Source organism: Leeuwenhoekiella parthenopeia (assembly GCF_020782115.1).
Classification (GTDB): domain Bacteria; phylum Bacteroidota; class Bacteroidia; order Flavobacteriales; family Flavobacteriaceae; genus Leeuwenhoekiella; species Leeuwenhoekiella parthenopeia.
In genome coordinates, this window is the sequence record NZ_JAJGMW010000028.1 from 41408 (window position 1) to 55826 (window position 14419).

At 38.5% G+C, this 14419-nt stretch carries 15 protein-coding genes; 6 read left to right on the plus strand and 9 right to left on the minus strand.

From position 1 onward, the window contains the following. Positions 1-481: 481 nt before the first annotated feature. Positions 482-844, plus strand: coding sequence for a DoxX family protein (locus tag LLW17_RS16655; protein WP_228231421.1), 363 nt, complete (start codon positions 482-484; stop codon positions 842-844). A 52-nt stretch (positions 845-896) separates the two neighbouring features. Here LLW17_RS16655 and LLW17_RS16660 read toward each other — a convergent pair whose 3' ends face one another. Then, positions 897-1481: a T9SS type A sorting domain-containing protein gene (locus LLW17_RS16660; RefSeq protein ID WP_228231422.1), complete on the minus strand. Its 585-nt coding sequence runs from the start codon at positions 1479-1481 to the stop codon at positions 897-899. 207 nt (positions 1482-1688) lie between these two features. On the opposite strand from LLW17_RS16660, the gene LLW17_RS16665 reads away from it, so the two are divergent. Both LLW17_RS16665 and LLW17_RS16670 read left to right on the plus strand, forming a co-directional pair. Beyond that, on the plus strand, positions 1689-2567 hold the full coding sequence (locus LLW17_RS16665; RefSeq protein WP_228231423.1) for an AraC family transcriptional regulator: 879 nt from the start codon (positions 1689-1691) through the stop codon (positions 2565-2567). A gap of 293 nt (positions 2568-2860) precedes the next feature. Beyond that, positions 2861-3724 (plus strand): helix-turn-helix transcriptional regulator, encoded by an 864-nt coding sequence (locus tag LLW17_RS16670; protein ID WP_228231424.1) that lies wholly within the window; start codon positions 2861-2863, stop codon positions 3722-3724. 27 nt (positions 3725-3751) lie between these two features. Here the strand turns inward: LLW17_RS16670 and LLW17_RS16675 are convergent, their stop codons facing one another. Further along, positions 3752-4528: a S1/P1 nuclease gene (locus tag LLW17_RS16675; RefSeq protein ID WP_228231425.1), complete on the minus strand. Its 777-nt coding sequence runs from the start codon at positions 4526-4528 to the stop codon at positions 3752-3754. Positions 4529-4815: 287 nt separating this feature from the next. On the opposite strand from LLW17_RS16675, the gene LLW17_RS16680 reads away from it, so the two are divergent. The 3 genes from LLW17_RS16680 (at position 4816) to LLW17_RS16690 (ending at position 7113) form a co-directional block, all read left to right on the plus strand. Continuing rightward, positions 4816-5322 carry a hypothetical protein gene (locus tag LLW17_RS16680; protein ID WP_228231426.1) on the plus strand — a complete coding sequence of 169 codons (507 nt, stop codon included), beginning with the start codon at positions 4816-4818 and terminating at the stop codon, positions 5320-5322. Beyond that, positions 5319-6242, plus strand: a complete 924-nt coding sequence (locus tag LLW17_RS16685; RefSeq protein WP_228231427.1) for an alpha/beta hydrolase — start codon at positions 5319-5321, stop codon at positions 6240-6242. The genes LLW17_RS16680 and LLW17_RS16685 overlap by 4 nt, the downstream gene beginning before the upstream one ends. A 109-nt stretch (positions 6243-6351) precedes the next feature. Beyond that, complete coding sequence (locus LLW17_RS16690) at positions 6352-7113, plus strand: DUF4369 domain-containing protein (protein WP_228231428.1); 762 nt, start codon at positions 6352-6354, stop codon at positions 7111-7113. 68 nt (positions 7114-7181) lie between these two features. On the opposite strand, the gene LLW17_RS16695 is transcribed toward LLW17_RS16690, so the two are convergent. From LLW17_RS16695 to LLW17_RS16725, 7 genes are all read right to left on the minus strand, one after another. Then, positions 7182-7448 carry a hypothetical protein gene (locus LLW17_RS16695; protein WP_228231429.1) on the minus strand — a complete coding sequence of 89 codons (267 nt, stop codon included), beginning with the start codon at positions 7446-7448 and terminating at the stop codon, positions 7182-7184. Positions 7449-7517: 69 nt separating this feature from the next. After that, positions 7518-8486, minus strand: a complete 969-nt coding sequence (locus tag LLW17_RS16700) for a type I phosphomannose isomerase catalytic subunit (protein WP_228231430.1) — start codon at positions 8484-8486, stop codon at positions 7518-7520. 29 nt (positions 8487-8515) lie between these two features. Further along, the gene (locus tag LLW17_RS16705) at positions 8516-8929 is read right to left on the minus strand and encodes a 6-pyruvoyl trahydropterin synthase family protein (RefSeq protein WP_228231431.1); all 414 of its coding nucleotides are present in this window, start codon (positions 8927-8929) and stop codon (positions 8516-8518) included. Beyond that, complete coding sequence (gene idi / locus LLW17_RS16710) at positions 8926-9444, minus strand: isopentenyl-diphosphate Delta-isomerase (protein WP_228231432.1); 519 nt, start codon at positions 9442-9444, stop codon at positions 8926-8928. Before idi ends, LLW17_RS16705 begins: the two co-directional genes overlap by 4 nt. A gap of 100 nt (positions 9445-9544) precedes the next feature. Beyond that, positions 9545-11476: an OmpA family protein gene (locus LLW17_RS16715; protein WP_228231433.1), complete on the minus strand. Its 1932-nt coding sequence runs from the start codon at positions 11474-11476 to the stop codon at positions 9545-9547. An 11-nt stretch (positions 11477-11487) separates the two neighbouring features. Next, positions 11488-12429, minus strand: a complete 942-nt coding sequence (locus tag LLW17_RS16720; RefSeq protein WP_491546743.1) for a PorP/SprF family type IX secretion system membrane protein — start codon at positions 12427-12429, stop codon at positions 11488-11490. 44 nt (positions 12430-12473) lie between these two features. Beyond that, positions 12474-14419, minus strand: a 1946-nt coding sequence (locus LLW17_RS16725) for an Ig-like domain-containing protein (RefSeq protein ID WP_228231435.1), incomplete at its 5' end; no start/stop codon positions are given.

The following is a 14419-nucleotide window of genomic DNA, read 5'->3' on the forward strand; positions in this document are numbered from 1 at the left end:
GAGCCTTATTATTAATCTATTACACCCCATTTCATTCGAGTTATGATTACACTTAAATACCGGAAACGCAAGAGATACCTTAATTTACTACTAGCAATCTTATGGATTTTGATTTTGAGTTTTAGGCTTATACAAAGACGGCAAATTGAAACCCTCGATTTTTGGATTGGCGGTTTTGCACTTTTTTTCCTGATTTACTTTATCTATTTATCTAAAAAACCCTTGCTTAGCCTGAGCAAATTGCACATTACCAGACACCGCTTATTTGGGAAAACCGTGATTCCTTTAAATGAGTTAACTGAACTTGAGATTAATGCAAAGGGAGATTATGTACTAAAGTCAAATACAGGCAAGGAAATAAGCTTCAAACCGGTATATTTAGACCAAAAATCGTTGAAAACATTTAAAGCCTATATATCCGATCTGAGTTCAGGACGCGATACACAAAGGCCCTAGCGTGTATTATCTAAAATGAAAATTTATGATTCAAGCTCCCTGGCACTATTTTGCTATGGCTGCAATGTATGTTGTAGCTGGTGTAATGCATTTTGTAAAACCCAAAGCCTACATGCGCATTATGCCACGCTATTTACCGGCACATAAAAGTCTTGTCTATCTAAGCGGATTTGCTGAAATACTTCTTGGTGTTCTCTTATGTTTCGATGCTTCTAAAAACCTTGCAATCTGGGGCATCATTGCAATGCTCTCCATTTTTTTACTGGTACACGTTTACATGCTTTCATCTGAAAAAGCCGGTCTTAATTTGCCCAAATGGTTGTTGGGATTACGACTCCTATTGCAATTTGGGCTTATGTACTGGGCTTATTTCTATTTATCGATATAAAAAAACCCTCACTAGTGTGAGGGTTATCTTTATTAGAAGGATTAGGTTTTTACTATTTTAAGGTAATTTCTTTGGTAAAAAAATCATCACCGATGCTTACACCTATTCTGTAGGTCCCGGCAGGAAGCGCGTTAAGATCAAGCGCCTGCTTAACGATAAGATCACTATTAGCAAGAGACTCGATGATTTCGCCATTTACATCATAAATTCGGGTTGTTGTTTTAACCTCTTTAGGATTTGTAAATGAAATCAATACAAGACCATTCTCTACTTTATAGCTGGGCTTAAAGATCGTCTTACCTTCATCACTTACAATATCAAGACCGTTAATAGTACGCGATATAGTGGTGTATGATTTTGCGTAAACATCTTCATAGATAAGGTAGTACTTCCCAACAGGAAGTTCTTCAAGACTCAATGTTTTACTGTCATTTGCAGTTGCACCGGTGTATTCACTAAAAAGACGCTCACCTTCTGCATCCTCAAGATAAATCTGGGCGCCTTCAATGGCGTTAGTGTAGGCAACATTCACTTTAAAGTTGTCATTTACAGTCACGGCAATACCGTCTGCAGCGTTTACATTAAGACTCAACAGAATCGCAGTAAACAGAACCAATGTTTTAAATAGACTTTTCATAGTTTTGGGTTTTTCTATTTGTTTGGTTCAAAATTACGAGGAAGACCCACCGAAAAATAGAAGCGATTGTGCAGATTTATGTCTTATTTTAACCCTGCAACCGATTTAAAATTTAGTTTTGTGAAAATTATACATATTAAGGTTAAAATAGCATAGTAGCTTATGAGTTGTCTTAGTTAATTTTAGGAAAGATTAAAGACCATAGCCATGATTAAATCCCCAAAACCTGCTTTAGAGAAAATTGAACCCGGTTTTGGCAGTTCATTTTCGTACCGAACCTACGACGAAAATCACGAGAATAATAATCAGAACTTTTGGCATTACCATCCCGAACTCGAACTTGTCTATGTAAAAAAAGGTACCGGTAAGCGACAGGTAGGAAGTCATATTTCGTATTACCGAAACGGTGAGCTTATACTTATAGGTTCAAATCTTCCACATTGCGGTTTTACCGACTCGTTGAGTAATTATGAGCGGGAAACCGTAATACAAATGCGACCTGACTTTCTTGGGGAATCATTTTTTCAAATTCCTGAAATGCGCAGTATTCAGGGTTTGTTTGAGCGCGCCAAAATGGGCATTGTATTTCACGGGGAGTCCAAAAGAGAAATCGGGGCAAAAATTGAATCGTTAAAAGACCTTAAAAGCTATGAACGCCTTTTAGGCTTGTTAGAGATACTAAAGCTTCTAGATCGCACAGACAACTACACCATACTCAATGCTCAGGGTTTTATACTCGAAACCGAACTTCAGGACAACAACCGCATCAACGTAATATTCAACTTTGTTAAGGAAGAATTTAAACGACAAATCTCATTAGAAGAAATAGCCGATCTGGTAAATATGACGGTACCGGCCTTTTGCAGGTATTTCAAAAAAATTACCGGAAAGACTTTTACTCAGTTTGTAAACGAATACCGCCTGGTTCACGCAGCCAAGCTACTCCACGAAAAACCGATCAGTATAACCGATGTTTGTTTTGAAAGTGGTTTTAACAACTTCAGCCATTTTAATAAGCAATTCAAAAAATTTACAGGCAAAACCCCCTCGACGTATAGAAATGAGCTAAAAAACGTAGTAACCTAATTATCAGTACTTACTAAAAAATACAATCGATTTATTATTTGTTAATTTTTTAAGAAATAATTCTTAAAAAGCAGGGCTCATGGAAAAAATTCACTACTTTTATTTCACTCCAAATCACATTCTTCCCTAAGTTTTTTATTACCTTTTGTCGTATATTTAAAAAAATATGTAAGATTTTTATTCTTACATTATTGTTAAATAAAGCTACAAATGTAACTATATGCTTTTTACTGTTACTTATTAATTGATGCATTAGAATTAAAAGTCCCAAAAATCTAAAAATCAATCATTCCATGATTCTACTCAATTGGCAGGAAATCTTTTTTATTAACAGATTTACAACTTCGAGGTGGGATATGCCTGATCGTGATGAGGTCTATTTTGAAATGATTTTTATTGAAGAAGGAAGTGGCCGAATAAGTCTTAATGGTAAGACTATTAATTACAAAAGCAGAGATATTTTTATTTTTTCAAAAGATGAACTTCCTGATGTAAAAATATATGAGACCACTACTTTTATAGTCTACCGTCTTACTCAACTTATGTTTTCGAGTAAGATTAATTTGACTGAGCGTCAATATTGGTTAAGAAGGTGCGAATACATTTTTAATCACCCCAAACGCACTTTTGACGTTGCGGTACGCAAAATGGAAGATTTGGATTTGGTTTGGCGCATTATCTTCTTTATAAATAAGGAAAACACAAAAAAGGAGCAATATTATCTTGAAATTATAGCAAATATGCTGAGTACACTTTTAAGTGTTTTAGCACGAAACGTAACTGACACGCAGTTTTCTAAAGAATTACTCCTTAAAACGGCTAATAAAAATGAACGTATTGATGAAATCTACGCATACATACGCTATAACATCTACGATTCCAAAAAATTGAAAATAGCCAGTATTGCCAAACATTTTCACATTACGAGCAGCACACTCAGCAATTATTTCAAAAAAGAAACCGGCAACTCGCTTCACAACTACATCCTCTTATATAAGCTAGATATTGTAAAAGACCGTTTGCTCAATTCTGAATTCACAGTATCACAAATAGCTATGCAACTGGGCTTTACCGATGAAAGTCATCTAACCCGCATTTTTAAAAAGTATTGCGACAGCACGCCCAAACAGTATAAATTAGACCACGGCTATGAATAATTGTGTGATATGTCTGATTATTTAAGACTATCCAAAAATACTGTTTAGCATCTTGGCCAGTCTTACACCTCCTTTTTGTAGCTGAAGAGTTACGAGATCCATATGATCTGCCACATAGCGATATCCCAATTTCTCTCCCTGATCTGCAGAATTATAAACCTGCTGTGCCAGTTGCTGACCCTCCTGAACCCAGGACATTAATTCGCCAGAAGTTAGTTCTTTGAATTTCTTTTTAGAAATAGCGCCAAAATTGGTGTTAAGCTCGCTGTAAGACATACCGTAACTTTCGATCATTTTAGTATCCCATACCGAGTGTAAATTGGTTCCGTCATTGAACCAGCGCACCTGAAAATCGTTGCCACCTTTATCTTCTGCTCGTCCCAAATGCAAGGGTTGATGTAAATCACCTATAAAGTGAACCAATAATTTAAGATGAAACACTTTTTCTTCCTTTGAACTTCTGTCGCTGGTAAGCACTTCCTCACAGGTCCTTATTGCAGACACCAGATCTCCATAATCGTTTTTATCAGACTCCTCATAGGTAAGACCCGGCTCTACATTTACATAGTGCCAACTACTGTATTTACGGTATTCATCATAACTCTTAATCTCGTCTGCATAAGTAGATATGGTGACAAGCGTTTCATCATCCAGAAGCTCTTTTATTGCCTTTTTGGCCTTACCGGTCAAATATGTAGAAGCAATAGCTGCTGTCGTTCTGTGTCCCTTTTGTCCCCAGTCATCTGCATAAACTGAAAAACTTAAAGTGGTAATAAGTACTAGTGCGAAAGCCTTTCTGAACATAGTTTTTTTTTGCAAAACTAGTCATTATCAATGGCAAATAAGACCCGGCGGTAATTTGAAAAAAAGAAAAGCTAACCACAGCATTGAATATCATACAATTAAGCAAACTATTTTTATCACGATTACCGGTAAGAAACATAGATTCTTTAGCAATTCTGGTATATTTTTAGATGTGGAATAGCATCCGAAAACTGCAACAAATAACTATAACTAACGTTTAATTCTGATTGAGCCTAGATTTTTCTTAATACCTTTGAAAGTACTTAATATTTATAGACTGGTCCCATATGAATACTTATAAAGAAGTGCAACGATTTGATCAATGGTGGTTGCGTTTGCTGCTTGTTGTAATACTTGCCATTGCGATTAGTCCGCTTATTTTAGATTGGGACACACTCAAACTTAGCCGGTTTGAGATCGCTTCGGTAATTCTGAGCATACTGGTCATATTAGGTTTGTTTTTGGGATTCTGGTACGTCTTTAAACTGGAAACTTCTATAGATTCAAAAGGAATTACCTATCGCTTTTTCCCATTTCATATTAAATCCCGCTTTAAATCCTGGGAAGAAATCAAAAGTGCCACCGTTCGTAAATACAATCCCATAAGAGAATACGGCGGCTGGGGTTATCGTATTTCATTTACAAAACGAAAGGCCCTCAATACCAAGGGCAATAAAGGTGTACAACTCTACTTTAAAGATGGAAATGAGTTGCTTCTGGGAACACAGCATCCCGAAAAAATTAAAGAGATTCTTGATTACTATAAAATTCCGGTAAACTCAACCTTACCATGAAAACACTGTTTTATGTGGCTTTTATGCTCCTGGGCATTTCCTCTAAAGGACAGGACTGGATTGAATCTGAAATACGCATAAATGAGTTGATTAGCGGTACATTGCTCACGCCCCCACAAAAAACCGACACGCTGGCAATTATTATTGCCGGATCGGGGCCTACAGATCGTAACGGGAACCAGCAAATGCAGCAAAATAACAGTTTAAAAAAGCTGGCTGAAGGACTTACCCGAAAGAGTATTGCGACGTACAGGTACGATAAAAGAATACTAAAATTACTACGCAACAATACGTTGAAAGAGGAGGAACTTCGTTTTGAAGATTTTGTAGATGATGCTGTTGCCACCATAAACTATTTCAAAAATCACGATTATTCTACTATAATACTCATAGGTCACAGCCAGGGTGCGCTCATAGCCAGTCTTGCCGCGGCAGAGGAGCCGGTAAATAAATTGGTTTCACTTGCAGGAAGCGGTCAGCCCTTAGATTTGCTTATTCTGGATCAACTTAAGAAACAGGCTCCGGGCTTGGTAGATAATGCAAAGCAGGCTTTTGACGATCTGAAAACAAAGGGTAAAGCAGAAAATTTCAGTATAGGTCTTGCTTCACTTTTACGTCCTTCCGTACAGCCATTCCTAAAAAGCTGGATGGCTTATGATCCTGCCGACGCGCTTCAAGCTCTGGAAATACCCATTTTGCTGATTTCAGGAACAAAAGACATACAAGTACCACCTGGCGAGTCTCAGCTCTTAAAAGAAGCTAAACCCGAAGCCAAACTGGTTCTCATAGACTCGATGAACCATGTTTTAAAAAAAGTAACCGGAGACGATCTGGACAATGCTAAAACCTACAGCAATCCGGGACTTCCGGTTGCCCCTGAATTGATTGAGGAAATAAGCCTTTTTATCAGAAAAAACTAAAGGTTAAGCATAGGCTTCATTCATTACGCCTTTAATACATTATCCAAATCTTTTATTCTGGTATATTCTCCAGAATTTAGGCATATTTGTACCCCTTAAAAACAACCTTATGCAGATTAAAAATTTACTTATTTATGTATTGCTCTTTACCTCATTGCTTAGCTGCAGCAAGAGCGGCAACTTTGTTCTAAGCGGCAAAGTCAATGGTTTACGAAAAGGCGTAATTTACCTGCAAAAGGTTGAAGATACCATACTGGTAAATCTGGACAGCGTAGTGGTAGATGGTGATCCTGAATTTGAACTTTACGCAGATTTAAAAGAACCGCAAGTGGTTTATCTTACTCTTGAGAAGGTTGATGCTTCTGACTTTGACGATCGTATTTTGATTTTTGCCGAGCCCGGCGAAATGACCCTTAATACTTCACTTAAAAATTTTCAGAGTCAGGCAGCCATAACAGGATCTGAAAATCAATTGAAGCTAGACGAGTACAATAAAGTATTGCGCCGCTTTAATGATGAAAACCTGAACCTTATTAAAAAGAGTTTTGAAGTTCGTAAAGAAGATCATGAAGATTCCATTATTTTTTATGATGAAAAAATTCAGAATCTTATAAAGCGTAGATATTTATACACGGTAAATTTCGCAATGAACAATAAAACCTATGAGATCGCCCCCTATCTCGCGGTAACCGAAATTTTTGATGCAAATGTGAAATATCTCGACACCATTTATAAGTCTCTGGAACCCAAAATAAGAAAATCTAAATACGGTAAGGTCTTAAAAGATTATATAAAGGAACGCAAAAATACAGATTTGGATCAGCAAACGATGACCAAAACAATTTCAGAAACAGACAGTATAGAAGACTAGTACTAAAAAGCCTTATAAAAAGAAAAAGCCGGTAAAATACCGGCTTTTTTCTTTTATCCATTTAAACTTTAGAGCGCATTAACGCGTTCTGCTAACTGAGTAGCCTTCTCTTCAAGTTCTGCATTTACAGCTTTAAGATGCTTTCTTCTGTTCTCTACACTTTGATCATTAACCTTAGCGATTAACTCGTCAAAAAGGGTAATAGAATCGTCTACGATAGCTTCAGCTTCTTTATGATCTTCTCCGGGATTTGAAGCTTCCCAAAAATAAGCTGCTTCAATAATATCACCCAGTACAAAATTGATGTCTTTCTTTAAATCTCTAATACTTGCCATTGTTCTAAATTTTATGCAAAAGTAAGTCTATTTTAGCTAGTAAAATAATCTCCGCCTGTACTGTCTTTCTTAAAGGTAAACTTCTAAAAGTTCGCAGGAATCCGACACGATCTTCACTCCGCTATTTGCAGCAGGTATCAGTAGAGTCTGCCCTGCCTGTAGTGTACCATTCCCTCCGCTACCTTCATAACTAAAGCCTCCGGAAACCGCAATAAGAATGGTAAACGAGTCTGTACGCGCTATTTCATAGCTGCTATTCTCAAGCTTTAACCAATCGGTCTTAAAATAGTTGTGATGCTTGAGTAACTGAGGGCTATTAGAGCTCTTTCGGTCGTAATGCAGTTTAAAATCCTGTGTTAACTCAAAATCCAACACTTCTCGAGATTCTTCAACGTGAAGATCTCTTAAATTTCCTGAATCGTCTTTACGGTTGTAATCATAAACCCGATACGTAACATCTGAGGTTTGCTGAATTTCGGCCAGCAAAACCCCTCCTCCTATTGCGTGTATACGACCGGCATTGATAAAAAAGGAATCCCCTTCCTGAACTTCGTGCGTATCCATCACCTCCTCAATAGAAAGGTTTTTAATACGCTCATCGTATTCTTCCTTGGTTATTTTCTGATTAAAACCTACTGTTAGTAATGCGCCGGGATCTGCCTGCATAATGTACCACATTTCGGTTTTACCGGTACCTGTGGGTGAGGTCTCGTCTGTAGGATGAACCTGAATAGAAAGATCCTGAGCGGCGTCAATAAATTTAATGAGTAACGGAAAGTTTTTACCAAAACGCTCATAGACCTTGCTGCCTAATAAATCTTCCGCGTTTAACTCAATAAGTTCGTGTAGCGATTTACCTTTTAAAGAACCACTCTTAACGATGCTTTGTCCCTCCGGCAGATCGGCAATTTCCCAGCTCTCTCCCATTTTGGCACGGGCATTATCACCCTTTTGGAACAGGGAATGTAATTTTTGTCCTCCCCATATTTTTTCCTTTAATACAGGCTGAAACGTAAAGGGGTAAAATGTTGTTTGCATACAATAATATGAACTAATTATTTAAAATTTTATGAGCCTGAATAGGTAACGAAGTTACGCGCAGTTTCGTACAACGTAATTTCAAGATCAAACTTTGAGTCTAACTTTTTGCGCAACTTATCATAAATGACCACGCAAATATTTTCGGCTGTAGGATTTAAGTTTTTAAATTCAGGCACATCTTCATTGAGATTTTTATGATCAAACTCATCTTCAATTTCTGCTTTAATTAAATCTTTCAGCACTTTAAGATCAATTACAAATCCGGTTTCAGGATCAATTAATCCCGTAACACTTACGATTAGATCATAGTTATGACCGTGATAATTGGGATAACTGCATTTCCCAAAAACCTCAAGATTTTTTTCTGTATCCCAGTCAGCTCTATACAGTCTGTGAGCTGCATTAAAATGGGCTTTACGCTTAACGGTAACTCGGCTCATCGCTCAATGTGGTTATAAAATTTCTCAAATATAATTTTGAACCACTCGGTATAGATGTGAGGGTTTTGTTCAATATCTGCTTTGACATCAGGTAAGGATATCCACTTCCAGGCGGCTACTTCTTCCGGATTTAAATTAGGTTCACCATCAAAAGTACCTGTCAGGATATGGTCAAATTCGTGCTCTGTAAGACCATTGTCGAATGGAGCTTTATAGATAAATGAAATATTTTCAGCAAGATCTGTGGTAAAGCCCATCTCTTCCATAAGACGGCGTTTGCCCGCAGCGATATTGCTTTCTCCCTCTCTTTGGTGACTGCAGCATGTATTGGTCCATAATCCCGGGGAATGATATTTAGAAAGAGCCCGCTGTTGTATCATAAGCTCCTTATCCTTATTAAACACAAAAACGGAAAAAGCGCGGTGCAAAAGAGCTTTTTCGTGCGCCTCCATTTTTGGCATCAATCCTACCTGGTTATCATGTTCATCTACAAGAATTACAAGTTCTTCGGTCATAGTTCCTTTTTTGGTAAATGTACAAATACCTCACAGGCCTAACAATAGAAAAAGCCTTCTTATGCAGAAGGCTTTTCGGGTTTATTATGTTAGATGCGTATTAATAATCCTGTACAATGAATTCGCTACGACGGTTGAGCTGATGTTGTTCTTCAGTGCAGGGAACACCGTTGCTGCATTCGTTAAGCAATTGTGTTTCTCCATAACCTCTACCTGTCAAGCGATCACGATCTATACCACCTTTCTCAACGATATATTCTATGGTTGATTTGTTACGTCTTTCAGAAAGAGCCATGTTATAAGAGTCAATGCCACGACTATCTGTATGAGAGCGTACATCTATGCGCAGTTGAGGGTATTCTTTCATGATCTCAATGATCTTGGCCAGCTCTACAGCAGCATCAGGACGTATAAACGATTTGTCAAAATCGAAATAGATTGGATTAATAAGTTTACCTAAGTCAAAATCCGGTGGAATATCTACTATTGATGGCTCAAGTTCAATAACCACTGTTACTTCACTGGATTGCTCGGGAATTGTTACATTCTTTTCAGCAGTTGCGTAGCCCTCCATCTCTGCTCTTGCAAAATAGTCTGCTCCACAATCGGGGTCGTCAAAATTAAATTTAGCATCAGGCGCTTCAGCCACTCCTGAGGTGAGTAATTCGTTATCAATATCGCGAATTCCAACCCGCGCCCCGTTAAGAGGCTTACGTGTGTTTTTATCAATTACCTGAACGATTAAAGTACTTTCACAAGCTTCACGGGTAAATGTATAGATATCATCATCCAGAGGATCATTCTGTCTGTTAGATGCGAAATATCCGTTTCCTGATTCGGCATCGAAGATAAAAGTGAAATCATCTTTGGGGCTATTTACCGGCTCACCAAGATTTGAAATACTGCTTTTTTCTGAATCGTATACATAAACATCAAGACCGCCTAAGCCTCCACGACCATCAGTAGAGAAATAAAGCTTACCATCTGCATCTACAAATGGAAAGGTGTCTCTACCCGGGGTGTTTATGTCAGCACCAAGGTTTTCAACAGTTCCAAATCCATTTTCAGTAATCTCAACTTTCCATAAATCAGATTCGCCATAAGTTCCATCACGATCTGATGAGAAATAAAGCGTTTTACCATCGGGCGAAACTGCTGGATGTGCGGTTGAAAAACTATTAGTATTGAAAGGTAACTCTACAACATTTCCAAAAGTGCCGTCATCAGCAAGGGTAGCCTTGTAAAGTTTTAGCTTGTTTGTATTTCGTTTATCAGTACGATAGGTTTCGTTTGTGAAATTGTTACGTGTAAAATAGAGGGTTTTGCCATCTGGTGAAAGAGTGGCCGTACTCTCGTGAAATTCGGTATTAATACTTCCGTTAAACTTGGAAACACCATTAAGCTGTCCCTGATCTACAATATCACCTACATATAAATCTAAAAAGGGCTGATTATTCCAGGAATGTACACGTCTGGTTAAATTACCGGTATCACGGGTTGAAGAAAATAAAAGTTTTTCGCCATAATAAGCAGGAGCAAAATCAGAGTAACCTACCGTATTGGCGCTAAGACGCTCTACAGTAAAAGTACCCATTGCATTTCCTGATTTAAGCTCACTAATAGAAACCGAATTATCGTAGTCAGTTCCCTGAGTTTCAGCAAGACTTTCATATTTACTAATCATCTCATTAGAAGTCTCATAGTCTTCTATTGCCCGTAAAGCCTGCGCATATCTAAAATATTGGTTGGGAGTTACCTCCTGAGCATATTTTTCTACCAGCTTGGCGTACCACTTTGCAGCGTCATCATAATCTGCATTGTAATAAAAACTATCTGCCAGTTTAGCAAAAAGATCAGCAGATTCATAGCCCTCTTCAGCTACACGAAGAAAAATCTTTTGAGAATCTACAAATGCGTATTGATTAAATTTCTTTGTTCCCTTTGCTAAATCCCGTTCCTGAGCATTTAAAAACGCACTAAAACAAACCAGAACAAATACAGAAAGTAGTAATTTTTGAAGCATATGGTTCATAGTTTTAAATTTTAGAAGAATCTCGGAGTTAACATTCTGTCGTACTCTTTAAACAATTCAAATCGTAAAAAGACTTCGTATGTACCATCGTTATAGGTAGCGTTACCCAAATCTGTACTTTCCCGATCGTAGGCAAAGCCAATCAATAAACCATCGTTAATCTGGAAACCAACAAGACCGCTTAAAGCAGCACTCCAACGGTAAGAAGCTCCCAAAGTAAGTTTATCATAGAATAAAAAGTTAGCATTTACATCAACAGCTAAAGGTGCCCCAGCAACCATTTTAACTAATGTAGAAGGCTTAAACTTAACATCGCTACTAAGGTCAAAGACGTAACCGGCTAAACCGTAATAGTGAATGCGTTCTTCAGCAACAAAAGTCTCTGCTGTTTGGGTACCACTGCGATCAAAATGATTGGTCTGCAATAGTTGCGGAGCAGATAAACCTCCGTAGAACTTTTCGTTGTGATAAAATATACCAACACCCACGTTTGGAGAAAGCTTATTATCAATATTGATAAGAAAAGGGTCTCCAACGTTAAAAGGATTTGTTCTTGAAAAGTCTACATCTAATAAATTCAAAGAACCCTTTAGTCCAAAGCTTAATTTACCTTCAAGCCCGGTCTCTATAGTATAGCTGAAATCTGCGTTGAAATACGTTTCTCTGGCAGGTCCAAGAGCATCATTTACCAGACTAAAACCCAAACCTACCTTACCAACGCCTATTGGACTATGAACAGATAAATTTTGAGTTCTGGGAGCCCCATCAAGTCCAACCCACTGGCTGCGGTGTAACATCAATATACTGGTCACTCCACGGTTACCTGCGTAAGCAGGGTTTATAACCAAAGGATTGTACATATACTGTGTATATTGAGGATCCTGTTGTGCCTGAGCATTAAAGCTCAGAAGCACAACAAAACCACAAATCAGACCTTTTACTATTCTTCTCATCATTACCAGCTTGTTTTTATAAGTACTCATCTAATGATGTTTTATTAATTAATGTATAAGAATGAAGCCAATCGACGTATTTCTCCATCAGCACGCTCGTATTCGATAACATAGTAATAAGTACCTGTAGGTAATCGCTCTCCTCGGCGTACTGTTGCACGACCGTCAGAGAATCCTTCAAAGGCTTTATCCCCATTGTTATATCCTGTAACACTGAATACTTCAACACCCCAACGGTTGAATATTTGAACCTTATTATTTGGGAAGTTCTCAATATTCAGAATTGTAAAGACGTCGTTCAATGCATCACCGTTAGGAGTTATCACATTGTACACAATAATGTCTTCCGGAGCCGGATTAACCCCAGCTAATTGTGTAAATGTGGGATCATTGGTTGGATCTCCATCAGCATCTGCATCATTACGTACAGACTCGACAGTATCGTCCCCATTATCTGAAACATCTTCAATTACATCTCCATTGCTTAAAACTCCACTAGCTATTGCGCTATTGGTAACTCCTGCAGACTCAATATCTTCCTGAGTTATAGTATAAATCGCACTAAAGGTTGTAGAATCTTCAGCTCCACCCGCAAGATCAATCGGACCTCCGGTTACAGGCACTAAAGGATCATCAATCACAATATCAAATATTGTTGTATCACCAGTATTGCGTACTGTAAACGTATAGGTAATAGTCTCATCTACGTCAGGTACATTGTCTCCGTCCTCGTCATTCCAAGTTCCAAACTTGTAGACACTCAATCCTTTAGAACCAGGAGTGGTTGTTACAGTAGGATCGTTACCCGGATCTCCGTCACCATCGTCATCGGTAAGTTCGTCACCATTATCAGAAACATCGGTAACTTCTTCACCAAACTCATCTGTACCTGTAGCAACAGCACTGTTAATAACAAAACCTGCCTCAATATCATCCTGAGTGATCGTGTAAACTGCAGTTACCACACCGCTCTCACCGGCAGCTAATGTTTCAGGCACTAAAGCAAGTCCAGAAATATCAAGCCTTTCATCTCCTATTACAACATCACTTACACTGGTATTACCCGTATTGGTTACTGTGAATGTATAGGTAATGGTTTCTCCAACCTGTGCAAAAGCATCCTGATTTTCATCATTCAACACTGCAGTTTTCACAAACTGAAGTTGTGACAGCGGTGACTCTTCGATAACAATGTACACCGTTGCAACGTCTGTTGCCACAGGTGAACCGGCATCGAATATCTGATAGGTGAACTGATCTGTACCTGTAAAGCCATCATTTGGCGTATAGGTAAACGTACCATCACTATTAATGACCACAGTACCATTAGAAGGAGCTACGATCGGAGATACTGAAGTGTCTACCGTCTGAGTCTGACCTTCTGGATCTGAATCATTAGTCAGTACATTACCTACCACAGGAGTATTTATTTCACCGTAGTAAGCATCGTCATTAGCAACAGTTGTGTTTCCTGTATCTGCAATTACTTCGATGGTCACAGTACCTGTTGCACAAGCCTGTGGATCTCCATTATCGCAAACAGTATACTCAAAACTATCCTGACCTGAATAACCCGGGTCTGGTGTATAGGTATAGGTACCGTCAGGGTTGATAACAACAGTTCCATGATCAGGATCTGTTTTACCAGTTACCGTGATCGCATCGCCATCAGGATCAAAGTCATTGCTCAGTACATTACCCTCAATTGGAACCCCAACTTCGGTGATATTGGTATCATCGTTCGCAACCGGTGGATCATTTGTCGTGGTTGGTAATGGAATTACCTGAATCACTACATCGGCCTGATCGCAAGCTTGAGGGCTTCCGCCGTCACAGACTTCATACGTGAAGCTGTCCTGACCGATAAAGCCGTCGTTTGGTGTATACGTGTACGTGCCGTCTGCATTGAAGACCAATGTACCGTTTGTTGGCTGAGTCACTACCGTGTAAACCTCACTGCCCGCAGGACCGTCCGGGTTCTCATCATTAG